The 24,418-nt window shown below is 71.3% G+C and carries 13 protein-coding genes, 1 tRNA gene and 3 pseudogenes; 6 read left to right on the top strand and 11 right to left on the bottom strand.

What is annotated here, in order from left to right; translation table 11 throughout:
- Nucleotides 1-20: 20 nt before the first annotated feature.
- The 6 genes and pseudogenes from ACN27D_RS02440 to ACN27D_RS02415 all read right to left on the bottom strand — a co-directional run.
- Nucleotides 21-2,312, bottom strand: coding sequence for a transglutaminaseTgpA domain-containing protein (locus ACN27D_RS02440; RefSeq protein ID WP_421498446.1), 2,292 nt, complete (start codon nucleotides 2,310-2,312; stop codon nucleotides 21-23).
- The gene (locus ACN27D_RS02435) at nucleotides 2,306-3,460 is read right to left on the bottom strand and encodes a DUF58 domain-containing protein (RefSeq protein ID WP_421498445.1); all 1,155 of its coding nucleotides are present in this window, start codon (nucleotides 3,458-3,460) and stop codon (nucleotides 2,306-2,308) included. The genes ACN27D_RS02440 and ACN27D_RS02435 overlap by 7 nt, the downstream gene beginning before the upstream one ends.
- A gap of 2 nt (nucleotides 3,461-3,462) precedes the next feature.
- A complete protein-coding gene (locus tag ACN27D_RS02430; protein WP_013287288.1) occupies nucleotides 3,463-4,458 on the bottom strand; it encodes an AAA family ATPase in 996 nt (331 codons plus the stop codon).
- Nucleotides 4,459-4,479: 21 nt separating this feature from the next.
- The gene (locus tag ACN27D_RS02425; RefSeq protein ID WP_364809165.1) at nucleotides 4,480-7,044 is read right to left on the bottom strand and encodes a fibronectin type III domain-containing protein; all 2,565 of its coding nucleotides are present in this window, start codon (nucleotides 7,042-7,044) and stop codon (nucleotides 4,480-4,482) included.
- A 197-nt stretch (nucleotides 7,045-7,241) separates the two neighbouring features.
- Nucleotides 7,242-8,636, bottom strand: coding sequence for a hypothetical protein (locus tag ACN27D_RS02420; RefSeq protein ID WP_421501098.1), 1,395 nt, complete (start codon nucleotides 8,634-8,636; stop codon nucleotides 7,242-7,244).
- A gap of 2,280 nt (nucleotides 8,637-10,916) precedes the next feature.
- Nucleotides 10,917-11,090: pseudogene (locus ACN27D_RS02415) on the bottom strand (hypothetical protein); the annotation flags it as partial.
- A gap of 200 nt (nucleotides 11,091-11,290) precedes the next feature.
- Here ACN27D_RS02415 and ACN27D_RS02410 point away from each other — a divergent pair.
- A tRNA-Leu gene (locus tag ACN27D_RS02410) sits at nucleotides 11,291-11,374 on the top strand.
- Here ACN27D_RS02410 and ACN27D_RS02405 read toward each other — a convergent pair.
- Complete coding sequence (locus ACN27D_RS02405) at nucleotides 11,356-13,038, bottom strand: recombinase family protein (RefSeq protein WP_421498444.1); 1,683 nt, start codon at nucleotides 13,036-13,038, stop codon at nucleotides 11,356-11,358. The genes ACN27D_RS02410 and ACN27D_RS02405 overlap by 19 nt on opposite strands.
- Nucleotides 13,035-13,301: a hypothetical protein gene (locus tag ACN27D_RS02400; protein ID WP_421498443.1), complete on the bottom strand. Its 267-nt coding sequence runs from the start codon at nucleotides 13,299-13,301 to the stop codon at nucleotides 13,035-13,037. The genes ACN27D_RS02405 and ACN27D_RS02400 overlap by 4 nt, the downstream gene beginning before the upstream one ends.
- 844 nt (nucleotides 13,302-14,145) lie before the next feature.
- Here ACN27D_RS02400 and ACN27D_RS02395 point away from each other — a divergent pair.
- The 5 genes and pseudogenes from ACN27D_RS02395 to ACN27D_RS02375 all read left to right on the top strand — a co-directional run bounded on the left by ACN27D_RS02395 (nucleotide 14,146) and on the right by ACN27D_RS02375 (nucleotide 19,330).
- Nucleotides 14,146-14,322: a hypothetical protein gene (locus tag ACN27D_RS02395; protein WP_186466470.1), complete on the top strand. Its 177-nt coding sequence runs from the start codon at nucleotides 14,146-14,148 to the stop codon at nucleotides 14,320-14,322.
- A 170-nt stretch (nucleotides 14,323-14,492) separates the two neighbouring features.
- Nucleotides 14,493-15,992: a hypothetical protein gene (locus ACN27D_RS02390; protein WP_421498442.1), complete on the top strand. Its 1,500-nt coding sequence runs from the start codon at nucleotides 14,493-14,495 to the stop codon at nucleotides 15,990-15,992.
- A gap of 124 nt (nucleotides 15,993-16,116) precedes the next feature.
- Nucleotides 16,117-16,699: pseudogene (locus tag ACN27D_RS02385) on the top strand (TRM11 family SAM-dependent methyltransferase); the annotation flags it as partial.
- Nucleotides 16,700-16,930: 231 nt separating this feature from the next.
- Nucleotides 16,931-18,607, top strand: a complete 1,677-nt coding sequence (locus ACN27D_RS02380) for an Eco57I restriction-modification methylase domain-containing protein (RefSeq protein ID WP_145755569.1) — start codon at nucleotides 16,931-16,933, stop codon at nucleotides 18,605-18,607.
- A 3-nt stretch (nucleotides 18,608-18,610) separates the two neighbouring features.
- A complete protein-coding gene (locus ACN27D_RS02375; RefSeq protein WP_145755568.1) occupies nucleotides 18,611-19,330 on the top strand; it encodes a PaeR7I family type II restriction endonuclease in 720 nt (239 codons plus the stop codon).
- Nucleotides 19,331-19,354: 24 nt separating this feature from the next.
- Here the strand turns inward: ACN27D_RS02375 and ACN27D_RS02370 are convergent, their stop codons facing one another.
- The 3 genes and pseudogenes from ACN27D_RS02370 to ACN27D_RS02360 all read right to left on the bottom strand — a co-directional run bounded on the left by ACN27D_RS02370 (nucleotide 19,355) and on the right by ACN27D_RS02360 (nucleotide 23,616).
- Nucleotides 19,355-19,504 carry a hypothetical protein gene (locus ACN27D_RS02370; RefSeq protein ID WP_186466469.1) on the bottom strand — a complete coding sequence of 50 codons (150 nt, stop codon included), beginning with the start codon at nucleotides 19,502-19,504 and terminating at the stop codon, nucleotides 19,355-19,357.
- Between the two features lie 261 nt (nucleotides 19,505-19,765).
- A pseudogene (locus tag ACN27D_RS02365) lies at nucleotides 19,766-20,824 on the bottom strand (IS701 family transposase); the annotation flags it as partial.
- 329 nt (nucleotides 20,825-21,153) lie between these two features.
- Nucleotides 21,154-23,616: a DEAD/DEAH box helicase gene (locus tag ACN27D_RS02360; protein ID WP_421498441.1), complete on the bottom strand. Its 2,463-nt coding sequence runs from the start codon at nucleotides 23,614-23,616 to the stop codon at nucleotides 21,154-21,156.
- Nucleotides 23,617-24,418 lie beyond the last annotated feature (802 nt).

Raw genomic sequence — 24,418 nt, 5'->3', positions numbered from 1 at the left:
GATCCGGTTACGGCTGTTGATCAGCGTCGCCACCGGAGCGGCCCCGGATGGACCGCCCACAGCACCTGTCGCCACCGCGACCGGGCCGAACGCAGCGCGTCGGCGAAGCCGGCGCTCAGCCGTGCGGCCCGCTCCGCCTGTTCCGGCGTGACGCTGCCCGGCGCGAAGCCCGCCTGGTTGAGCAGACCGGCCAGCTCGTCCACCACCGCGCCATCCGGGTCGCCGCTCGCCGCGCCCTCTCCGGGCCGCGCCGCGCGCGCCTCGGCGAGCGTCCGGCGGGCCCGCTCGGCGACCTCGGCCGCCGCCAGGTCCGGCCCGACCGGGTGCCCGGCCAGCCGCAGCGCGTCGGTCAGCTCCCGCCACGCACCGGCGACCCGCTCGCCCGGGTCACCGGCGTCCAACCGGGAGCGGGTCAGCCGGCGGCGCATCGCCACGAGCACCGCCAGCACCGCCCCGACCACCAGCAGCAGGCCACCGGCACCGCCGCCGACCAGCACCGGCGTGCCGAGCCCACGCTCGCTCCGGCCGGGCGCGGGCGCGGCGGCCGGGGGAGTGGCGCTCGGCTCCTCGGTGGGCGCCGGCACCTCCGACGGCGGCGGATCCTCCGGCTGTGGCCGGAAGTCCTCCTCCACCGGGCGGGGCTCGGAGTCCGGACGCGGCATCGGGTCGAACGGCACCCAGCCGACGCCGTCGAACAGCACCTCCGGCCAGGCGTACGCGTCGGCGGCCCGCACCGGACCGTCGCCCTTGGGCTCGAACCCGACCACCACCCGGGTCGGCAGGCCGGCGAGGCGGCCGAGCACCGCGAACGCGGCGGCGAACTGCTCCGACGTGCCCCGCTGCCCGCCGCCGTTACGCGGTCCGAACAGGAAGAACGCCAGGTTCGGGTACGCGTGCCCGCTGGGCGCGTCGGCGGTCACCCGGTAGTGCTCGGCCAGGAACGCGGCGATCGCGTCGGCACGCGCGTACGGGGCGCCGTTCGACTCGGCGAGCTGGGTGGCGAGCCGTCGCACCGGCTCCGGCGCGCCGTTGGCCACCCGCAGCACCCGGGCCACCTCGTCACCGGCGGGCACGTTCGCCGTGGGCAGCAGGTTCGCGTCCGGGCGCTCCCGCACCGACGACACCTCGTACCGCAGGCCCGGCGCGAGCCCTTCCGGCCGGATCAGCGTTCCGGTCGCCGGGTCGTACGCCACCCGCGCGCCGGTCACCTCGCGCGGCGTGGGCACCGCCGGCAGCAGCCGCCCGGTCAGGTCGCCGACGGTGATCTCCTGGCGCACCTCGTCGGTGGCCGCGTTCGGGGCCGGCTCGGCGGCGGGCAGGATCCGCCCCGCGTTGCGGTACGTGGCACCGACCCGCCAGGTCACCCCGTCGTAGTCGCTGAGCACCGCCAGCCGGATCCGCGGCGACCCGTCCCCGGCCGCGCCCCCGCTCGTGCGCACGTCGAGCAGCCGCTGGTCCGGGTTGAGCGCCCACCCGGAGATCCGGATCAGCGGGTTCTCGTCCAGCGACTCCACCCGGGGCGGCTCCACGTAGCGGCGCGGGTCGACCGGCCGCTCGTCGACCCGGGCGGCCACCACCGGGGCGAGCAGCGCCGCCAGCGCCACCACCACAGCGAGCCCGGCCGCGCTCGCCGCCACCAGACGCAGCCGTACCGCCGCGCGTACCGCAGGACTGAGGCCGGCGACCGGATCGGGCGCCGGGCCGTCGCGGCGCCCGGGCGTCGCCAGGCCGGCCGCCGCGACGGCCGCGAACAGCACCGTCGAGCCGATCGCCGGATCGGCGTTCGGCCCCACCACGTAGAGCGCGCCCGCGTAGAGCAGCGCCGGCGGCAGGTAGCCCAGCAGCACCCGCCCGGCCCGCAGCGCCACCTCGGCGGCGGTCAGCCCGGCCAGCCACGCCGCGACCACCGGGACCAGCACCGTGTCCGGCGCCGGCTCGACCGGGATCATCGCGGTGAGCAGCCGGGGGATCGCGTTGCGGGCCGCGTCGGCGGTCACCTCGCCGAGCCCGCCGGGCAGCGCCGCGTGCGCGGCGGCCAGCCGCAGCGACAGCAGCGTCCACCCGGCCAGCGCGGCCACCGACAGCGGCGCGACCAGCCAGGACGGCAGCCGCCGGGCGGCCACGCTGACCAGCACCGAGCCGACCGCCGCGCCGGCCATGAGCCGGGTCAGCAGCGGGTCCGCGTACACCCGGCCCAGCACCACGCCGGAGAGCGCGACCAGCACGATCAGCGCGGCCGGGACCGGCACGGCCCGCAGCGCCCGGGCCACGCGCCCGTCCGCCGACGGTTCGACCCGCGGCGGCGTCACCACCGGCGGACCCCGTCCCACTCGGCGGCGAACGCCGCGCCGTCGGCCGCGTCCAGCACCGTGAGGCCCGCCGCGCCCGCCGGCGTCGGCCCGTCCGCGCCGAACATCCCGACCACCACCGACGGGTACGCGCCACGCAGCGCGCCCACGTGCCCCAGGTCGTCGCGGCCACCCGGCCCGGTCAGGAAGACGAGCGTGTCGCCGAGCCGGTCCCGCCGCAGCCTGCCCGTCGCGGCGGGCAGCACGTCCGGCCCGGCGTCCGCCAGCTCCACAGCTGCGAGCCGGTCCAGCGGCCCGGCCGCGCCCGCGGGCTCCACCTCGGCCGGTACGACGAGCAGCAGGTGCACCGGCAGGTCCTCCCGCACCGCGGCGGCCACCACCGACGCCGCCGCCTCGCACGCCGACTCGAACGACGCCGCGACGCCACCGGCCCGGTCCGGGTACGCGGATGCGCGGTTGTCCAGCACCACCACCAGGCGAGGCAGGCTGGTGTCCACGTTCTCCCGCACCATCAGCTCACCCACCCGGGCGCTGGTGCGCCAGTGCACGCGGCGCAACTCGTCGCCCACCACGTACTCCCGCAGCGAGTCGAACGTGATCGACCCGTGCGGCACGCTGTCGGTACGCCCGTCCAGGCTGCGCCCGGCACCGGTGGGCACCGCGGAGAGCGGGTGGATGCGCGGGTGCACCCACACCGGCACCGTGCCGCCGTAGCCGCGCGCCAGCGCCACCAGGCCCAGCGGATCCCGGCGCACCACCCGCAGCGGCCCCACCGGCACCACCCCGCGCCGGTGCGTCGGCACGTCGTAGCGCACCACCGTGTCCGCGCCCGGCCGCAACCGCAGCAGCGGCACCGGCACCATCGCCCCGGCGCAGCGGTCCTCGGCCACCAGGTTCGCCGCCCGCAACCGGCCGGTGTTGCGCACCGTCAGCTCCATCGCCGCCGGCTCACCCCGGGCCACCCGGTCCGGGTCGGCCCGCCGTGCCACGCTCAGCCGGGGCCGCCAGGCCGCGTTCACCACGGCGTAGCCGACCGCCACCGCCGCCGCCGCGCCGAGCACCGTCAGCTCCGGGTACGCGTACCGGAACCCCACGCCGAGCAGCACCAGGGCGGCGACGAGCAGCCCGATGCCACGGGCGGTGATCCCCACGCTCAGCCGTGCACCGCTGTGGCCTGGCCCGACGGCAGCGGCACCGGCACCGACGCGACCGCCTGACGCAGCACCTCGGCGGGCGTCACACCACGCACCTGCGCGTCGGGGGTGAGCAGCAGCCGGTGCGCGAACACCGGCTCGACGAGCGCCTTCAGGTCCTCCGGCATGATCCAGCCGCGGCCGTCGATCAGCGCGTACGCGCACGCCGCCCGGGTCAGCGCGATCACCCCGCGCGGGCTCACCCCGACCCGCACCTGCGGATGGGTACGCGTCGCCGCGGCCAGCCGCACCGCGTACGCGTAGAGCGGCTCGGCGATGTGCACCCGCCGGGCCATCTTCACCATCTCGCCCACAGTGGCGGTGTCGGTGACGGCGGTCAGCGAGTCGGGGGAGCGGACCGTGGCGCCGCGCAGCACCTCCACCTCGACCGCCTCGTCCGGATAGCCGACCGACAGCTTCACCAGGAACCGGTCGAGCTGGGCCTCGGGCAGCCGGTAGGTGCCGTCCATCTCCACCGGGTTCTGCGTGGCCACCACCAGGAACGGCTGCGGCACCGGGTGCCGTACGCCGTCCACGGTGACGGTCCGCTCCTCCATCACCTCCAGCAGCGCCGACTGCGTCTTCGGGGACGCCCGGTTGATCTCGTCGGCGATGACGATGTTGGCGAACACCGGCCCCGGGTGGAACTCGAAGCCCCGGCTGGCCTGGTTGAAGATGGTCACCCCCGACACGTCGGAGGGGAGCAGGTCCGGCGTGAACTGGATCCGCCGCCACTGCCCCTTCACCGTGGCCGCGACGGCCCGCGCCAACGTGGTCTTGCCGACGCCCGGCACGTCCTCCAGCAACACGTGCCCCTGCGCGAACAGCGCGGTCAGCGCCAGCCGCACCACCTGCGGCTTACCGAGCACGACCGCGTTGACGTTGTCGGCCAGCCGGGCGGCCAGGGCGGCGAAGCCCTGCACCTCCGGCTGGCTCAGCGGTTCGTGCGTGTTCACGGGTGTGCCTCTCGGGTGCGGTCAGCAGGTGGGCAGGACGCCGAGGTCGTCGCCGCCCTCCAGGTTGAGCCAGGCCCACGGGATGTACGTCTTGCCCTTGTACTCCACCTGGACCCACCAGGTGCTCTGCTTGTTGTTGTTGTAGATCCAGGCGTCCACATCCTCGCCCTTCACCTTGCAGTACGTGCGCAGCCGGTGGCCGTCCGGCACCCAACCGGCCTGCCGGTCGTTGTCCTGCCTCGGCACCTCGAAGATCTCGTTGCCGTTGCGGCCCGGCACGTCCTTGTCGCAGTACGTCCGCTGGTCGCCGTCCGGACCGTTCTTGCAGGTGGCGACGCCGTACACCGGGTCGGTGGTCTGCGCGCGCGAAGCGGTGCCCTTACCGGCGGCGTTGCTCGCGGTCAGCGTCACCGTGTACGCGGTGCCCGGCGTCAGCCCGGTCACCCGCAGGCTGGAACAACTGCCGCTCGCCGTCTTCCCGCCGGTCGCCGCCGTGCAGGTGGCGCGCCCGCCGCCCGCGTCCACAGTGAACGTCACGGTCACCGACGTGGCGTCCGCCGACGAGCCGGTCACCGTGATCCGGGGCTCGGCCACCGTCCGCGCGGTGGTGCTCGCCTCCGGTCCCGGCCCCGCCTCGTTCACCGCCTTGACCTTCACCGTCACGTTCTGGCCGTTGCCCAAGCCGCCGACAGTTGCCCGCACGTCGGTCACCTCGACCGACTTCCCGGCGGCCTCCACGACGTACTTCGTCACCGGGCGGCCGTTGTCCACCGCCGGGGACCACTGCACCGCGATCGTGCCCGGCTGGTCGGCGACGGTGGACGCCCGCAGCTCAGTCGGCGCCTTCGGCGTGGTGAACGGCACCACCGTGTTGCTCACCGGCGACGCCTTCGACCCCGCGCCCTTCTCGCTCACCGCGGTCACGGTGAAGGCGTACTGGGTGCCGTACTCCAGTTGCCCGGCCGGCACCACCAGCTCCGTCTTCGCCGACTCGCCGGCCGGGGCGCTCGCGCCGGCCGAGGTCGCCGTCACCGCGTACTTCGCGATCTTGTTGCCCTGGCCGTCGGCCTCGGGCCAGCTCACCCGCACCGTGCCGTCCGGCCGTGCCTCGGCGGTCACCGACGCCGGCGGGTCCGGCACCTCGGCCGTCGGCACCACCGGGTTACTGCGCCGCGCCGGACCCTCACCCTTGGCGTTCACCGCGTGCACCGAGAACGTGTACGTCTCACCGTTGGTCAGACCCGTGATCTCCAGCGCACGCTGGTTCGCGCCGACCTGGTGGGTCTGGCCGGCGCCCTCCACGACGTACCGGGTGATCTCGGCGCCGTTGGACGCGGCGGCCTGCCAGCTCACCCGCGCCGACGCGTCACCAGCGGCGGCTGTCACCGACTTCGGCGCACCCGGCTTGGACACCTTGGGCTTCTTCGGCGGGGGCGGCGGCGGAGCGACCGGCGGCGGGTCGCCGCCGAGCACGTCGTTGGCGTACTTGTCGACCTCACGGACCTGGTTGCGGTCGTCGACCACCTGCGCGGTGGAGGAGTCCGGCGGGTTGATGAACAGGTGGTTCTCGCGCACCTCCAGCTCGACCGGGCCGGGGCGGCCGGAGCCCTTCACGGTCTGCACGAGCTGACCCTCGGTGTCGAAGGCGTACACCGTGCCGGTGTTCTCGTCGGCGCAGTAGAACCGGCCGGCCCACGACACCGCCGGGCTCAGCCGGGCGCCGGTGCCGGGCACCGTGAACCGCTTCACCTCGCGGCTGTCCCGCACCACGTGCACCGACCGGTCACCGGAGACCGTGACCGGCACCTGCGGCCCGCTGGTACGCGTCGGCAGGTTCCCCGGCGCGGTCATGCTCAGCTCCGCCCGCTGGGTCTGACCGCCGACCACAGTCACCAGCGACGCCGAGGTCCGGTCCAGCACCGCGACACCCTCGTCCAGGGTGGACACCACCAGCTCGTGCGCCGGCTCGGCCACGTCGTACGTCTCGACCCGCTTCGGGCTGAGCCCGGCGGGCGGCGCGTCACCGGGCGTCTCCGGCAGCTCGGCGGCGGTCACAGCCGAGACGGTGCCTTCGCTGGGCACCGCGATCCACAGCTTGCCCGCGCCGTCGAACGTGCCACCGGTGATGCCCGGCGGATAGCGGACCGGCTCGCCCACCGGCGTCAGCGCCCGCGGGTCGAGCTGCCGGACGATGCCCTGCACCGCGTCCACGACGAACGCCGCGTCCTCGTGCAGCGCCACACTCACCCCGAGCCCCGGCGCGGTCGGCGTGGTGGCCGTGATCTGCAACGTCGCCAGGTCCAGCGAGCTGACCCGGCCGGTGTTGAGGTCGCGCAGGATCAGCAGCCGGTCGGTCTGGGCCACCTGCATCTGGTGCCGGCGCCCACCCGGCACCTCCATCCGGGTGTCGACCCGCGCGGTGACGCCGTTGACCCGGGCCAGCTCGCTGCGGGTGGTGCTCCACAACCAGGAGGACGCGTCGAAGCTCGCCACCGCGTTGTCGGCCGCACCCAGCCCGAGCACCGTCAGGCCCATCGCGGCCAGCAGCGCGGCCACCGTGCCGATGGTCACCAGCCCGCCGCGCATCCGCGACCGTGGGCGGGCCGGCTCCGGCCCGGTGCCCGTGACGTCCTCGATGGTGGTCACTGCCGGCTGCCTCCCCGTGTCGGTGCGGGAGAACCGCCGAGCACGACGGACCCTCCCCAGAGCCGGGAGCCATCATAGGTGCCGTGCGGAGCCGGTGAAACCCGCACCGTCCTCCTGTGGACACCGAGCGTGTCGTCTCAGTTCGGCGTGCCGCCGCCCTCCCGGTCCGTGCAGACCTGGCCCGAGGTGGCGTACGAGTCGGTCGAATAGACAGCCAGCACCGTGAAGCAGTAGTCCAGCTTCGCGCTCAGTCCGTTCACCGTGTACCGGGTCTGCCCGGCGTCCACAGTCGCCATCACCCCGAGCTTCTGCCCGGCCCGGCCACCCGCCACCACGAAGGGCACCCCGCCGTTCGTCGGATCGGTCCAGGTCACCGTCACGGTCGTGGTGTCATCGCGCAGCTTCAGGTCACCGGGCGGCGGCCCGGCCACCTTCGGCGACGCGGAGCCGGACGCGGGCGCGGGAGCCGGAGGCGGCGCCGCCTCCCGGTTCAGCAACACCGCGCCGACACCGACCACCGCCACCACCGCGAGCACCGCACCGCCGACCACCAGGGCCAGCACCGTCCGGTTCCGGCCGGGCCGCTCCGGCTCCATCGGGTACGCGCCCTGCTGCTCGACCGGCTGCTGGTGGAACATCGGCGGGGTCGCCGGCCACGCGCTCTGCTCCGGCTGGGCCGGCGGCTCCGGTCGCGTGGACTCGGGGAAGTCCAGCAGATCCTCGTAGATCGTCATCGGCCGGTTCGGCTCCGGCGCGTCCCGCTCCGGTTCGCCGGTCGTGTCGGCGGGCGCCGGTTCGTCCTCCTCCGGCTCCGGGTCGGTGGGCCGGTCGACCGGCTGGGACGGGGCGACGCTGCTCCACGGCGGCGCGACCATGCCCCACGGCGGTACGGAGGAACCGCTCACCGGCGCGGCACTGACCGGTGCCGCAGGTGGTCCGCTCACGGGCGGCGGATAGGTGCCGGGGGGAGCGCTCACCGGTGGGTGTCCGGCGGGCGGCGCGCTGACCGGTGGCGGGTAGCCGGGGCCGGGCGGCGCGCTGATCGGCGGTGGGTAGCCGGGGCCGGGCGGCGCGCTGACCGGCGGGCCCGGAGGCCCGCTGACGGGTGGCGCGGGTGGTGTGCCGGTCAGCGACGGGTAGCCGGGAGCGGGTGGCCCGCTGATCGGCTGCCCAGGAGGGCCGCTGACGGGTGGCACGGTGGGCCCACCGGTCGGCGTCGGGTGGCCGGGCGCTGGTGGTGCGCTGATCGGCGGCGGATAGGCGGGTGCGGGTCCGCCGGCCGGTGGCGGGTAGCCCACGGCCGGTGCGGCGCTGACCGGTGCGGCGCTGACCGGTGCGGCGGGCGGGCCGCTGACCGGTGGCGCGCTGACGGGCGCGGCGCTGGCGGGCGGCGCGCTGATGTGGGGTGCGGTGGGCAGCGGTGCTCCGCCCGCCGGAGGCGCACCGGCGTCGGTGACCGGTGCACCATCCGAGCCGCCTTTACTCGTACCGGGCGCGCTCACCGGCGGTCCGCTGACCGGGGACGTGCTCACCGGCGGTGCGCTCGCTGCGGAAGCGATCATCCCGGACGAGCCGGGCGACGGCGTGTCAGCAGGAGCTTTGCTGGCCGGGGGTGCGCTGACCGGGGGTTCGGCGGCGGGGGTTGTCGCTGCGGGCCTCGTCGAAGCGTCGCGGGCTGCCTTTGCGGCGTTGCGTTCCGCCTCCTCTTCCAGCAGCGGGCCGATCTGCTGCACCTGGATCGTCGGCTTGTCCCAGCCCGGTCCACCGGGGACGGGCGGCGTGGCACCGGCGCCGGGCCCGCCCGTTTCGGCGTCGGCCGCCCGGTTCGTATCGGGACGCGGGGGAGCGGGGACGGCCTCGGTCGTCGGCGTCGCCCGTTGGGCCGGCGCCGGTCGCGGCGCCACGGGGGCCGAGGTGGGCGCCGCTGAGGTGGCAGTGGCCGCCGCGGATTCCGCCACCGGCTGGACAACCGGGACCGGAGGCGCCGTCGAGCCCGCAGTGGTGACCGGCGGCGGGGCGGACGGGGTCGACCCCGGCGCGGGGACCGGCGGGGCGACCGGAGCGGCCGGCGGGGGTGGCAGGACACCGCGCTCCGGCGACGGGACGCGTGACGCCGGCGGGAGGACGGTCGGAGGAGGCGGTGGCAGGACTCCCGCCGCTGGGGTCCGGGAAGCCGGAGTGCCTCCGGTGGAGGGTGGCGTCTCGACGACCGGCATCGCGGGCGGCGGCGGGATGACCGGCGGAGGCGGTAGCGGGGACGCGCCGGCTGTCCCCGGCATCCGTGAGGGCGGCAGCGGCGTGGTCGCCTTGCCAGGCCTCTGCGGCGAGACGCCGACAGGACCGGGCGTCTGCGGCGGGGCGCCGGCAGTGCCGGGCGCCTGCGGGGACGGTAGCGGTCTCCCAGCGGTGCCCGGCACCGGCGGAGGCAGGACCGGAGGCATGCCGGCCACGCTCGGCGCCGGTGGTGACGGGACTGGAGACGCGCCGGCCATGCTCGGTGGTGGCGGGACCGGACGTGCGGGCGCGGGCGGCGCGGAGACGGGCGGCGCGGAGACGGGCGCGCCATGCCCTGCGGCGGCCGAGGACGCCGGGCCCGGCATCGGAGGCACCGTCGGCCTCGCGGGCGCCGGCGCGCCCGCCGTGGTTGCCGTTCCCGGCGTTCCCGGCGTTCCCGGCGTTCGCGGTGTTCCCGGCGTTGCCGCCGGGCCTCCGGGGGGCGGCGGGGGCACGGACGTGCCGGAGGTCGCCGGGTGCGGGGGTGCGGCAACCGGGGCGCGGGGCGGCACCGGCGTCACGTCGGGAGCGACGGCCGGTCGACCGTAGGTTCCCGGCGGGAGCGAGGTGGCGCCCGAAGCCGGTGGAACCGCGGTCACGCCCTGAGCCGACGGAACCGGCGTGACACCGTGGGCCGGGGGCACCGGGCGGACGCCGGGAGTCTGCGGGGCGACCCCGGCAGCCGGCGGTGTCGCTGGTGCGGTGGGTTCGACGGGCACTACCGGGAACCGGGAGGTGGCCTCTTCCGTGATGGGCGCGAACCGGGTCGTCGCCTCTGAGGCAGCCGACGAGGGCGGCGCCCACGGATTTGCGGGTCCGCTCGGCCCGGTGCCGGCAGGGTGCTGGGGCGGGGCAGGCGGCACCGAGGGCGGAGGGACGATCGGCGCGGCCTGAGGTGGCTGCCCGGCGCGGGGCGTCTGCGGTGCCGGGCCTGGGCGGGGAGCCCACTGTGAACCGGGCGCCGGCGAATGCGCGACGGGCGCACCCGGGGCGACGGGCCGGGGCGGTGCCGGAGCGTGCGGGTGCGGCGGTGGGACAGGCCGCAGCGAGACGGTGGGCTCGGACCCTCCGTGCCCGGGGTAGCCGGAAGAGGCGGGACCGGGTTGGCCGGGCCGGACCGGGCCAGGGCCCCCCGGCGGTGCCGGATCGGCATGTCCGGGCACTGCCGGATAAGGGTGCCCGGGGCGTCCCGGAGTCGGGTAGCCGGGCGGGGGCGGAGCGGGGTGCGTTCCGGCAGCGGCGGCGGAGCCGCCGGGGGAGGGGCCATAGCCTGCGGGAGCGGCGGCGGAGCCGCCGAGGTACTGGCGGGCTGCGCGTACCGCGGGGTGGTCCGGACCGAGCACGGCGGACCCGGCGGTCGCCACACGGCTGTAGTTGCGGCGGGCCTCGTGCCGGTTGCCGAGTTCCTCGGACACCCCGGCGAGGTCGAAGCTGAGCGCGAGCATCAGCGGGTCGGCCTCGCCGCGACGGCGCTCGCCGGCCGCGTAGGCCTCCTCGAGTACGCGCCGGGCGGCAGCCGGGTCGTCGGCCTCGCGGTGCAGCCGGGCCAGCAGGTGACCGGTGGCCAGGACGTCCTGGTGGTCCTCGCCGTACGCCGGGCGGGCCGCGATGATCGCGTCGGCGAGCAGGCGGCGGGCGCTTGTCAGGTCACCCGCGGAGCGCAGCGCGAGGGCCTGGTGTTGAGTGGCGATCAACGGGGAGGGGTGGGACACGGGAGCAATGCTGCCCGGAATGGCCTGTTGCGCGCTACCCACCCGATCTATGTGGCCGCTGACCTGCGCAAACGCGCCGTGTTGGAGCTGATGTGCATGATCGTTCCGGGCCGTGTACAGTAATGCCCCGTGCGGCCCGCCAGGCCGGCTGATGCGGTGAGTAGCTCACATTGGTCGACCGGGTAGGCTGGTACGTGCAGGTCCGGGTGGCGGAATGGCAGACGCGCTAGCTTGAGGTGCTAGTGCCCGTATAGGGCGTGGGGGTTCAAGTCCCCCCTCGGACACGACCCATAGGCCCACGGTGCGCGCTGAGATTGGTTTCAGCGTGCACCGTTTGCGCTTCAGGGTGGTATGTCAGCCGTAGGCCGAGCTGGCGGTAGACCTCGGCTTTGTCGGCGGGGTCCGCGTCGCGGAGTGCGGTGACGATGTTCCCAAGGGCCTCGACCAGTGTGGTGATCTCTGCCGGGGTCATCCGGCGTGGTGCGGCGGAGCTTCCGGCGTGCAGCTCGGATTCGGCTCGGGTCCGTTCGGCCTGGGTTTGGGCTATCCATTTACTGACAATCGACGGGTCGGCTCCGGCGTCGAGGGCTGCCCGGTAGCGCTGCAGTTTCGTGTCGCACTCGGTGATGGTCGCGCGGGCGGCGGTGATGGCGGGGGATGGGTGGTCGCCCATCTGGGCGTCTGCCATCGCGGTGATCGTGTTCTCGATGTGGTCGGGGTGGAACGCGGTGGCGAGCCAGGTGTCGAGTGGGTCGGTGAGGGTCTCCTCGCGGAGGTAGACGTTGCGGGGATGGGTGACGTCGTTGGCGAGGGCGTATTCCTGGGGGAAGCGGCAGCGGTAGTAGGCGGCGCCGTGGTTGTACTGGCCCTGCATCCGGCGGTTGCAGGCGGCGCAGTAGATCAGGCCGCGGAAGACGTACGGGTTGCGAGCGCGGCGGTGCCGTTGCGGGATGTCCAATCCCAATCGGTGTCGTGCGAGCAGTGCCTGCGCCTGTTCGAAGGTGGCCTCATCGATGATCGGTGGGTGGGTGATCTCCTTGGAGACGACCCACTTGTCCCGCGGGTTCCAGCGCATGACTCCGGTGTGACCGAGCGCGACGTCGTCGACGTCGAGGAGGACCTCGTCGGTGCGCTGCTTGTTCCAGACCTGCCGTCCGGTGTACCTGGGGTTGGTGAGGATGACCCGCACGGCGCTCTTGGACCAGGCGATGCCGCTGCGGTGCGGATTTCGGGCCCGGTCGTGTGCGGAGGGGCAGGGGACGTGGTTGCTGGTGAGTGCTTCGGCGATGGCGTAGAGGCCGCTGCCATTGAGGAACTCGTGGAAGATCTGGCGGACGATAGGGGCGGTCCGTGGGTCCGGGGTGAGGCCGCGTAGGTGTTTGCCGTCGGCTGCCTTCGCCGGGTTGGGATGAGGGCCGAGGTCCTGCAGGGTGTAGCCATATGGGGGACGCCCCCCGAGGTAGCGGCCTTCGAGCAGGGTCTGGGCGGCCATGGCCGTCCGGACGCGCAGCTTGATCCGGTTGCGTTCGCCCTTGCTCATGCCGCCGAAGACGGACATCACCAGTTCGTGGGCTTCGTTGTCAGGGTCGATCGGGCCGCCGATCTCCGGTACCCACAGTTCGACGCCGTAGTGGGCGAACAGCGGCACGGTGAGACCGAACTGGTTGCCGTAGAAGGCTCGGTGGGGTTCGCCGACGACGACGGCGCAGAATCCGCGTCCGGGGTCGCGGAGCGCGGCGAGAAGTCGGCTGGCGTGCGGGCGGCGCTGCCACGGCAGCGAACGGCTCTGGCCGATGTCGAAGTACTCGGCGGTGATCTGGCCGTTGTGGGGCTGGATGAGGGTTGTTGCCCGGCTGAGTTGCCAGCTGCGTGAGGACTCGGGGTCTTGGTTGTCCTCGGTCGATACGCGGCCGTAGAAGGCGAAGGGTTTCGGTTGAGGGGTAGTCATCGGTTCTCCTGGTTCGATTTGTCGGTGCGGCGGTCGTTCATGTGTCTGAGTAGCTTCAGCAGGGCCGCAGCGGCGCCGGGGTGCAGTTCGGGTGGCTGGCCGGGTACCACCACGCTGGTGACGCCGGGCGGTGCGCTGCTGTCGATGGTCTCGACCGTCCATGAACGGTCGTCTTCGCTGGGTTGGTCAAGTCGCTCGTCGGCCGGCGCGGTCGAATCCGGCTCTTGGTGATGTTCGGCCTGGTGGTCGGGCGGCAGCGTCATGCGCCTCCGTCCGGCGGTCGCCCCGGCCGGCATGCGCTGCGGTGGGCGTGCACCGGTCGCTCCTTGGCCTCCGTCAGTTCTCTCGTCAGTTCTCTGTGAGAGGGGGCGGATTGGAGGGCGATGCCAGCATCGGTGGCGTGGTTGGGCGGGATCGAGCGGCTGCAACTCGTAGCGCTGGCGACTCGTGCCGTGGCACATGGGTGGGTTGTCATGGGAGATGTCCTTCGGGTTGGTCGGTGCCGGTTCCTCCGGCGGACATGAAGAAGCGGCCGGTGCCGTCAGGCGCCGGCCGCTCGTTGAGCAGTGGGGCGTTACGTCTCTGCGGTCGTCAGGCTGGTTGGTGGCGGCCGTCGAGGTCGGTGGCAAGCGCATGATGGCGCGGCTTGCTGTGCGCCCGGGTGGGCCAACTTGCTGGAAAGAGCACTCTCTTCACACTGAAGAGGTCACTGGTTCGATCCCAGTATCGCCCACCGTAAATAGTTGCAGGTAGCGAGCCCGTCGCCGGAACCACCGGTAACGGGCTTTCGCGTTGTTGTCCCTTAAATTGGGAGCAGATTGGGAGCAGCACCAACCGGCTCGCGACCCTAACCTCGGGAAACGCGGCACTCCTTGCCGGCCCAGCAACATGCTCGTAGATCCCCGCCAGCGGCGTCACGGCGGCGTACCCGGTCGACCACGGGTGTCGTTGTCTAGCCGGTCGCCCACCGTCTCCTCCGACGGCTGGCCCTGGTCGGGTTGGGCGATGATCAGGCATCGTGGGGGTGAGTCACACCGCGGCGGTGAGCCGGCCCGGCTGCGGGTGAAGCTTGTTCCACGGCCGCTGTGGGGCCGCAACCTGCGAGACGTGCTGCCACGGTCGGAGTGGCAGCGACTGCGCCGCCGGGCGCTTTACCAAGTCGGCGAGCCCTGCGGGCTGCATGTGCCCGGCGGTGGGAACCTGATCTGCCACGAGCAGTGGACCTACGACAACGCCACCCGCGCCCGGACTCTCATCGGCGTCGATCCACTGCCGAGGCTGTGATCTCGTCACGCACCTCGGCCGCGCTGGCGTCGTCGGTGGCCCGCTGCTCGTCGGGCGGGCTCTGCGTCGCCTCGCCAAACGCAACCGCTGGACGCCCATGGAGGCCCTAACCACTACCAGGCCGCCCGCACTGTTTGAGATGTCTCGCCGCTTTCCGCATCATGGACGCAGTGCCTTCCGTTCCGAGCACGCGCTACGCGGACTTCGTCGCCGCCTCTCGGCGCGTCGCGCCGTCGGTCATGCTGCCTGTGCTGGCGGAGGCATCGATCCAGCAACTCCGCGGCAGCAGCGTCTACCGTCCGCGTACGGACGAGGTGATCCAGGCGTGGATCATCGCGGCGGCAGCTCGGGAGAACATCGCTTATGGCAACGAGTTCCGGCAGCAGAGGGCGACCCGCAAGGACCTTCTGCGGCTCCGAAACACGTACCACGAGATGCACGACCCCTTCCTCAACGCGGCTGGCCAGCCTGATGCCGTGGAGTCGTTGATGGTCCGCACGGTGTTCGAGCAGTTCCCCTTCGCTCATTCCCGCTTCGAGGATCTGTCGCGCATCCTGCTCCTGTTCGACCGGGACTACTCCTCGCTGAACTGCGAGGTACTCTCCGTCGCCGCGTGGCAGGAGGTCCTGGGCGCTCCGCTGGAGAGGTTCATGCGCTCGGCGTTCTTCATCCTGGTCGGCGCTCTGTGTAATGGTGGACGATTCGAGCCGGACTGGCTGTCGATGCCGCACTTCGCACCGGTGTTTGACGCGTACGACATGGTCCCCGCCGAGGTTGTAGAGGTATTTGACCGGGTGTTCGTGGCCGACTTCGGCGATGTGCGTGCCCAGGCGGCAGCGAAACGCAACCCTGATCCGCATCTGCGGCGATTCGACCCGAACCCTTTGCTGGGGACGCCGTTCGTCCGCATGCCCGACGGCACCAACTTGGCCCCGTGCGTGCACCTGGTTGCGCAGCGGGTCAGCCCGGGTTCGCTGTACTACGTCGGCTGGGACAAGTGGAAGAACAAGTTCACCCGGGACCTAGGCAAGGTCACGGAGGCCTATGTCGGCGAGCAGCTCGACCTGATCAACCCGCCCGTCCTCCTGCACGACGTCGAGTACAAGAAGGGCCAGCGCGCCTCCGACTACGTCATCGGATACCCCGGCCTCACGATCATCGTGGAGGTCAAGTCGGCCCGCGTGGCCCACCCCGGCAGGCTCGACATGGATGGGTACCTCGCTGACGTCGAGAAAGACGTCGGAGAAGCGATGAAGCGACAGATCAAAGCCACGGCGGACCTCATCAAGGCCGGGCATCCAGCCTTCCGAGGGATCGACCCGGGCGCCGAGATCCGCGGCATAGTCGTCACAGCGGAGCCGCACTACATGCTCAACAGCCCGATGTTCCGCTCCTTGCTGCCGGACTCCGGCTACCCAACCGTCATCCTGTCCTTGAGCGAACTGGAATTCGCAGTATCAGCCGCCCTGGTAGGTGACCCGGCGGGTCTGCTCCGCGCCCTGACCGACTGGGGCCCTAACGGCATCGACGCAAACGGGGTGGCTTCCGCGCACGCCGCCCATCTCGGCGAGCCGAAGCCTCGCAATCCACTCCTTCAGGACGCCGCCGCGCGCGGCTGGGCGAAGATGCTGGAAGTGGGATCGGCAGCATCGTCCGGTGAGACGCCATGAGCACTCGGAGCACCCCCCACGGGTCGCGTGCGGGAGGGCGTCTGTCTCTGTCCGGGTGATTCGCACCTGCGCACGTCAAACGCCAAGAGCAACGCCTACCTGGCCGCCATGGGCCGGCGGCCTCGACCTGCGACGCGGCCGATACACCCCCGAGTCGTTGACCCACCCCGCAAAATGCTGCCGACCATCCCCCCGATACGCCATCCGCACCTACACCAATCCCGGTGACGTTGTCCTTGACCCATGGCCGGCATCGGCACCACCGTCATCGAAGCCATGCGCCTCGGTCGTCACGGCGTCGGCGTCGAGTACGAAGCCGAATGGGTCGCCAAGGCGCCGACAACATCCGCCACACCGTCCAGACCGGGGCGCCGGGCCGGGGCGAGATCTACCACGGGGACTCGACTGCGCTGCCGGCCAGCCTGCACGATCAGGTCTCCCTTCTGATCACCTCACCGCCCTACGGATCATCCACCCACGGCCACGGCCGTACCCCTGGCCCGAGACGCGGCAAGGTCTGCAAGATCAACCACAAGTACGGCGGCGTGGACAACCTCGCCTACCGCAGCCAAGGCCAACTCACCGACGGGTTCACCGCAATCCTTGCCGGCTGCGGGGCTCTGTTGCGGCCCGGCGGGCATGTCGTCGTCACCGCCGGGCCCTACCGCCACCATGCGGTCCAGGGACTCATGTTCGCCTGCAGCCTGCTGTACCGCCTTGACGAGGAGGCCGCGTCGCTCGAGGCGGATGCGTGACAGCAAGCCGTCCGGCTTCCGCACCGCATCCGGGTGTGATCGGCAGCCGTTGCGGATCACGCTGCGGGACATGACGAACTCCGACACGGATGGCCTCCCCATCGATGTCAACCCCTCTGGGTAACCTGAGATCATTGCTCGTATACGAGCTGAAGTGACGAATCGGGCGAGCAGAGGAAGACAGTGAGCGTAGTCGAGCAGGTGTTTCTGGAGCGCGACGCGGTCTTCCCAGTGAGTTACGGCGAGGTGTTCACCAGGCGATGGGTCGTCGACGTGCTGCTCGACCTTACGGGCTACACGGCTGATCGCGACCTCGGCGGCCTCTACCTCATTGAACCGTCCTGTGGCTCAGGGGCATTTCTCGGGCCCGCCGTCGAGCGTCTGATCGCCTCCGCGAGCTCCCACGGGCGAGACCTCGCGACCCTGGCTGATGCGATCCGTGCCTACGACCTGCAGCCCGAGCACGTTCGTACGTCGCGGGCTCTGTGCCGGGATCTCCTCGTTGCCGCGGGCGCAGCACAGCCGACCGCGACGTCGCTGGCCGCGACCTGGGTCCGGAACACTGACTTCCTGCTCGACGATGTGGGAGACCGCGAGGCCGATGTCGCCATCGGCAACCCGCCCTACATCCGCTACGACGACCTCGACGACGTGACCGCCGCCGCATACCGCCGGACCTGGTCCACGATGCGCGGCCGTGGGGACATCTACGTTGGGTTCATCGAACGCTGTCTCGCCATGCTCAAGCCGGAGGGCCGACTCGGCTTCATCTGCGCCGACAGGTGGATGCGCAACCAGTACGGTGCTGCGCTGCGTGAGCTTGTCGCGGCGCGCTACTCGGTCGAGCACATCTGGACGATGCACGACGTCGATGCGTTCGAGGCCCAGGTATCCGCCTACCCGGCGATCACCGTCCTCGCGAACAGGCCGCAGGGCCCTGCGGTCGTTGCGGACACGACCGCGGATTTCGGAGCGGCGCAGGCGTTCGCACTCGCGAAGGCCGCCTCGGACAGTTCGTTCCACGACTTTCTCGACGTCGGTGTCAAGGCGCACCGACTGCCGCACTGGTTCAACGGCGGATCGCTCTGGCCGACCGGATCCCCGGCCAGACTCGCCCTGATCGAGCTGCTCAACGACCAGTTCGGCCCGCTCCATGACCCGGCCACCGGCACCAGGGTGGCTATCGGGATCGCGACCGGCGCGGACAAGGCGTACGTCACCAAGGATCACGACGCCGTCGAGCCGGATCGGATGCTCCCGCTCGCGATGCGACAGGACCTGAAAACTGGCTCGTTCGCGTGGCAGGGCAACTACCTGGTGAACCCGTGGGACGCCGACGGCCGCCTGGTCGACCTCGCCGACTACCCCCGGATGGCGGCGTACCTAGGGAAGCACCCGGGCCTGAAGGACCGCTTCGTCGCCAAGAAGGCACCGGGCTCCTGGTACCGGACCATCGACAAGGTGAACGCCACGGTTACGGACAGGCCGAAGCTACTGATCCAGGACATGAAGACCAATATCCATCCCGTCCTGGAAACCGGCGGCTACTACCCGCACCATAACCTCTACTACGTCGTCTCCGACACTTGGGACATGGAGGTACTCGGAGGGTTGCTACTCTCCAGGGTCGCGCAGGCGTTCATCGAGGCCTACTGCGTGCGGATGCGCGGGGGAACCCTCCGGTTCCAGGCGCAGTACCTCAAGCAAATCCGCGTGCCGGCACCCGAGGCGATCCCTGGTGACATCGCCAACGCGCTCCGTGACGCATTCCGCAGGCGGGACGTCCTTGCGGCCACGGAGGCCGCAGCCAGGGCCTACGACATCGACCTCTCCAGCTTCGAGCTCACCGAAGGACTCTGACCCATGGCCCGTGATGTACAGCCGCTGCTGGAGAACTGGTGGAAGGCGAAGAACGCCGCCGTCGCCAAGCTGGCCGCCGACGGAAAGTTGAACACCGGGGCCCAGGCCCGCGACGCCAGGCACATGCAGAGCATCGCGGCGTTCGTCCGCCAGATGTTCATCGACGCAGGGCTCCCCGAGAACGAGGTGACCATCGACAGCGTCGTCCCCGGCTACTTCCGCCGGTCGAAGAACTGGGACGTCGTGGCGATGCACAAGGGCCACCTGGTAGGCGTCGTCGAGCTGAAGTCGCAGGCGTCGAGCCCGGGCAACAACGCGAACAACCGCATCGAGGAGGCCATCGGCAGCTCCGTCGACGCCAAGACCGTCCAGGAGATGACCAAGGCCTTCGGCACGCTCGGGGTCTGGTCCGCCTGGTGCATCACGTTCAACCGCGACTGCGAGAGCGGCGTACCGATCAAGCCAGTTCCACCGAGGCAGTTGCGCGTGCCGGCGATCGACCCCGCGTTCCAAAACATGACCTATGCGACCCAGTACGCGACCGCCATCGAGCGATTCATCTCGCAGAAGGTCTACGACGCCGGCTGGATGATCGTCACTTGGGTCAATGCCGACCAGACCGTCGGGTACGACGAGCCGATCCCGACGGCCACCGTGGAGACCTTGTGGACGCAGATCGAGGCTCGCGTGAGGTTCGCCAAGCAGGCTCTGCGTAACGCGTAACGCGTAACGCTGGCGTGCTGGCGATCAGCGCTTCACAAGCTGGTTGCCGTGGCCGTTGACCGCCACGTCGGTGCGGCGCACCGCCCCGGCCGTGGCGACGCGCGCCGTGCGGGTGGGCAGCCGCTTGGACAGCTTCACCACGTGGGCGGTGCCGTCCTCGGCGACCACGTTCACTGACCGACAAGCACCTCAGCCTGTCGTGCAGGGTCTGCAGCCGACCCGGTCCGGGTTGTTGAGCAGGTAGAAGCTGCATGCGCTGCGCGAGCGCTGCGAGTGGTGCTTCGGCACCTCGTCGTCGGCGCGACCGGCGACGGCGTCACCGACGTCCTCATCGCCCCTACCAGGGATTGTGCCCTCCGCCGTCGCCTCGATCCCCGAACTCCTGACCAACTCGCCTCAAAGGAGGGTTCGCTAGGCATTTCAGGATGGCTCCCCTAATTGCAGCGTTATGTGCCGGTACCAGGCGTTATACCGGCGGACCTGGTAGTGGTCCAGACCGACCTCGGTCTTGGCGGTCTGGAAGCACTCCTCGACCGCCCACCGGGTCCCCGCGATGCGGATGAGGTCCTCGTCCTGCGTGCCTGCGGGGCCGAAGCACAGGTAGTAGGCCAGGTCGGTGGGGTCGGTGATGCTGCGGCGGATCAACAGCCAATGCCCGTATCCGTCGGCGGTGCCGGGCAGAGAGGCCACGGCCCAGTCGTAGAGCCGTGGCCCTTTGGCGCCGTCGCCGCAGCTGTGGCGCTTCCAAGCCAGAGCCGGCGCGGCGGCGGCGAGGACGTCCGGACGGGAGTTGCCGGCCGTGGTCGGGATCCGCTGGTTGCGGGGCACGGCCAGGACGTAGCCGATGTGCTGCTGCTGCAACCACGTCCGGAACTTCGAGTCCTGCCCGTAGGCCTCATTCCGCGGTCATCCAGCGCGCCGGCAGTCCCGCCGCGACAGCGCGCTCGGCCATCCGCAGCCCCAGCGCAGGCTTCGTGGCGAAGCCGACGCCCGCCTCAATGCCAGCTTCCTCGCGGCGGGCGAGATCGTCGCACCAGCGGCTGGGCAGATTCAACTCCCGGTCGATCAGCGTGCGTCCCACAGGGCTGGCGTAGGCGAGGAACACCCCGAGCTGGCAGTTCTCCGTCCGTCCGGCCGTGCCGGAGTACTGACGCTGCACCCCGGCCGACTTGATCCCCTTCTTCAGGAACCCTGTCTCGTCGACGATCAACACCCCGTCGTCATGGCCGAGGTGCTCGGACACGTAAGCGAACAAGTCGTCGCGAACCGCGTCCGGATCCCACGAGGACCGGTTGAGTAGCCGCTGCATCCGATTCGGCGTGGTGTCGCCGGCGGCCTCGGCGAGGGTCCAGCCGTTCTTGCTCGCCAACGGCGACAGCAACCCGACCAGGTAGGCCAGCGCCGGCCGGCGAGGTTCCGCACGCCAAACCGGTGCGCGAACCGCGCCAGCAGATCATCCAGACCCGCTCGCCAGCCCACAATTTCATCGATCAACACAAGCGCGGCAGCCTGCCCGCCCTACGACCAACCACAACAGACAGACGGTGCGACCACGTCACCCGTCCGCCGGATGGCATCGACATCCGCAGCTACAAGGCAGCCCCAACTCCGACGTTGACCATCCCCGTGAGCTGCGGCCAGTACGTGCCACTCGACGACGCGCTGCCGGTGCCGAAAGTCGGCGACGGCCGCGTCCGGTACGCCCGCTGGCACCCGGCGCCAGCGCACCGAATAACTCGAACGTAGGATCCATCGACCGCCCTGTCTGGCGAGGTGCTGCCCGCCGTCCCGACCCCCCACCGTGCCTTACCCCGTCGTCCGGATCAACCGTCGGAGACGGCTCGCTCGGTACAGTCGGACAACCACTGCGAGGGGAGGGCGCGTCGGGCCCGCAGCAGTTCCGCGACAACCTGCTCCGCGTCGACGGGCTGAAACCCCGCGGTCTGTGTCCGAATCGCTTCCCACGCCTCGATCAGCCGCCCCGCAAGGTCGAGAACCCGTCCCGGCGTGACGAGATAGGTCTCGGCGTCGGACACCTGTACGGCCGCCGGATGCAGCGCGTTCTGCGGTGTGACGATCAGGGTGACCGATCCGAGCGGGGCCGCAACGCCCTGCTGAGCTGCGGCGAAGTTGAGGTGGCCGCCCGCCTCACGGACGCGAGTGGCCTTGAGCTGGCCGTCCGGATTGGCGTCGGACTTCGCCTCCCACGCGACCCAGAGTTCGTCACCAAAAAGCCAGACGGCATCGGGTTCGGCGTCGCCACCGGTGCGCTTCAAGACTCTGGCACCGGCGAGCTCGCCGAGTGCAACTAGGGCTGCTTCGTACGGTGGGGCCTTGGTCTGGGCTAGCCCGTTCCGGATTGTCTGGACCTGTTTGGTGAACTGGTTAGTCCGGCCCGCTCGCATCGGGTTGATGGCGATCTGCAGTACCACCTCGAGGTCGACCGGGCTCAGGTCTGGCGGGGCCGGATTGACCAAGCTGGCGGCGTCGGTGGTGAGCTCGGACAACCACTTCGTTCCATGGGCAGCGGCACGCGCAGCGTCGAAATGGGTTTGCGCCAGGGAAAGCCAGTGCTCGCGGTTGTCGCGCCGCCCGGCGATGACCGCCCAGCTGGCGAGCAAGTAATGCCACAGGGCCTGGTATCGACGGATTTGTTGCCCACCGGCGACAGCCTCGACAACCTTCTTCGCCTGCTCGACAGCGCGCGGCCAGTCACCCTGCCAGGCGGCGTCGATCGCGGCGACCTCGTGCTCTACAGCGGCCGTGAGTTCGGCGGTACCCGGCCCGGCGGCTCGTGGCGCGGCATCGCGATCGGCGCGAATGCCTTCCTCCGCTTCGTGCCACTCGGCGTCCTGCGCCAGGAAGTGCGCCAGGTTCTCCGCCGCCTCAGTCGGGGAGATCCCGGTCGAGTAGTCCAGCCCGAAGACGATCTCTGCTCGCAGTTCGGGGTGCATCGTGGCCTGCACCTCCTTGCGGGCCACGAACTCCCAGAGGTCCTTGCCGAGTGCGAGAACGGCGGCGTAGTCGGCGCTGTTGCGGGTCGCCCTCCCCGCGCCCTGGGTGAGCCTAGTTCGGATCCGCTCGCTGAGGACCACCGTCGCGCTGAGGCTTTCGTGCAGGAAACGCTCCTGCAGGTGGGCACCCGCAGGCAGACCTGCCAGGATGACCAAACGGCAGGTCTCGTCGGGCAGGTCGATGCCGTCATAGCGGTTGGCCAGGGCCAGCAGTCCCACCGGAGCCTTGGCGAAGCCGTCGGGAGCCTCGGCGAACTGCTCCGCCCGCAGGATCGGCGCACCTGCGGGAACAATTGCGGCCAGCGCCTTCTCCATCGCGCGGTTGTTCGGCGCGATCAGCACGCCCTTGCCGAACGCGGTCAGCACCTGGCCGGTGAATGCATCGCGGCTCACCTCAGCGTCGAGGCCGGTGACCAGATCGGGGAAGCAGAAGAACCGCCGGCCGGTGCCTTGCCGTTCCCAACCTGTCGGCACCGGGATACGGGTAATCTTCCGTCGTCCGAAAGCGCGTTCGAGTTCGCCTCCGTCGCCGAGGGTCGCGGACATGTAGACCCGCTGTTTGGCGGCGGTAAACGCCTCGTGGTAGCTGGTCGGGGCTACCAGCGGGCGGATCAGGATCTGTCGACGGCTGACGTAGACCAGGCACGCGGCGTACTGGCCACGCAGCATCGCGATCGGGAACTTCGCCTTGTCAGGCAGCGCGCCCTGCGCGACGGCCTGGTCCAGCGCGCGCTCTAGGTCGTCGGCGGCCGCCGCGAGCTCAGCGACCCCGGCAACGTAGACCGGGGCGGGACCGGCAGCCTCCTGATCCTCGTGCCGGATCCGGCGTGCCAGGATCGGCGAGATGGCGCCGGCCCGCTCGAGCATGGCTAGCACCAGATCGAACGCCAAGGAGCCGCGGGCGATTTCCACGCTCCAGTTTCCGGCGACGAATCCCTCAGCGGCATGCGCATCGTCGAGGACCAGCATTTGCGCGTTGACGTGCGGGTTCGCGTTGAACACCGCGCTGTACGTGGCGAACCCGACGGCCTGGCCCTGGGTGAAGCTCGCCTGGTCGGCCGGACTCCACTTCCGGTTAGGCCCGACCAGGTCCGCGACCGGGATGCCGTAGATCCGGGCCTGGGTGGCGGCCTGGCGCGCCAGTTGCTGGGTGGGGGCCAGGAAGGCCACCCGTTCCCCGTACGCGCGCCGGCGCCAATCGGCGATCAGGCTGCCGACGAGCGTCTTGCCAGCTCCGGTCGGGAGCTCGAGCGCGACGTCGCCCTGAGACACGTGTAGCGGGTGGTAAGCCCTCAGGATGTCGGCCTGCCTGGACCACAGCTCACGTGGAGCATCTGGTCCGTGAGGGAGGGTTGGGTAAAGCGCCTCCGGAGATGCCGGCACCGATGCAGAAACCTTGCGCTTGGTGAAAGCCACACTGAAGGGAATCACAGCCCGGCCGCCCCCGGGAATGGTCCTGCGGTGCGGCGCCTGCAGGACAAGCAGTCACGCCGGCGGCATCGCCCGGTGGATCTGGTTTGCCGGGGCGTGCAGAGCCGCGGCGAGTGCGTCCGTTTCGGATGCGCCGGCGGCTCGCTTGCCCTGCTCCACGAGGGCGTAGAGACTGCGACTGATGCCCCAGGCAGCGGCGACGTCGTTTCTGGTCAATAGCAGCCGAGCGTAAAGCGTAGCGAGCTTAGTCGATGTTCCGTGACGAGCGCAGGTGAGACGGATGCCAAGTCGTGGAGCTTCACTCTCCAGCGCTCAGCGACGTCAGGCCTTGTGGCGGGTCATGTCCAGCCCAGTTCCTCGGCGTTGCTCTCGAAGACTGTGGTCTGCGGCTGCTGCTGGTGGGCCAGACCGTGCGGGGTCGCACAGCCTCTCGTACATCGGCTCGAACTTGCCCTGCCGGGCGGCCTCGGCGGCATGAGCTGCGTTGTAGGCATTTGAGTGGCGGGGGATCGGGAAGTAGCCCACTACGTAGGTAAAGGGGCGCTGGTCCATCTTCCGACGCCAACACCAAGCCAAAGCCAAGATCAGCCACTATCGCCTGGATCAGGCGCCCGCCTTTCTGGCCTGCGGTCCCCTGGCCGGG

Source organism: Micromonospora sp. WMMD1274, from assembly GCF_049179035.1.
GTDB classification, from domain to species: domain Bacteria; phylum Actinomycetota; class Actinomycetes; order Mycobacteriales; family Micromonosporaceae; genus Micromonospora; species Micromonospora tulbaghiae.
Note: the sequence above shows the minus strand (reverse complement) of the source record. Positions and strands in the feature narration are given on the sequence as shown.

Bases quoted from the DNA above. Each gene is read 5' to 3' on its own strand.
- ACN27D_RS02425 (WP_364809165.1), bottom strand. From the start codon at position 7,044: ATGCGCGGCGGGCTGGTGACCATCGGCACGGTGGCCGCGCTGCTGGCC.
- ACN27D_RS02405 (WP_421498444.1), bottom strand. From the start codon at position 13,038: ATGACTACCCCTCAACCGAAACCCTTCGCCTTCTACGGCCGCGTATCG.
- ACN27D_RS02400 (WP_421498443.1), bottom strand. From the start codon at position 13,301: ATGACGCTGCCGCCCGACCACCAGGCCGAACATCACCAAGAGCCGGAT.
- ACN27D_RS02375 (WP_145755568.1), top strand. From the start codon at position 18,611: ATGGCCCGTGATGTACAGCCGCTGCTGGAGAACTGGTGGAAGGCGAAG.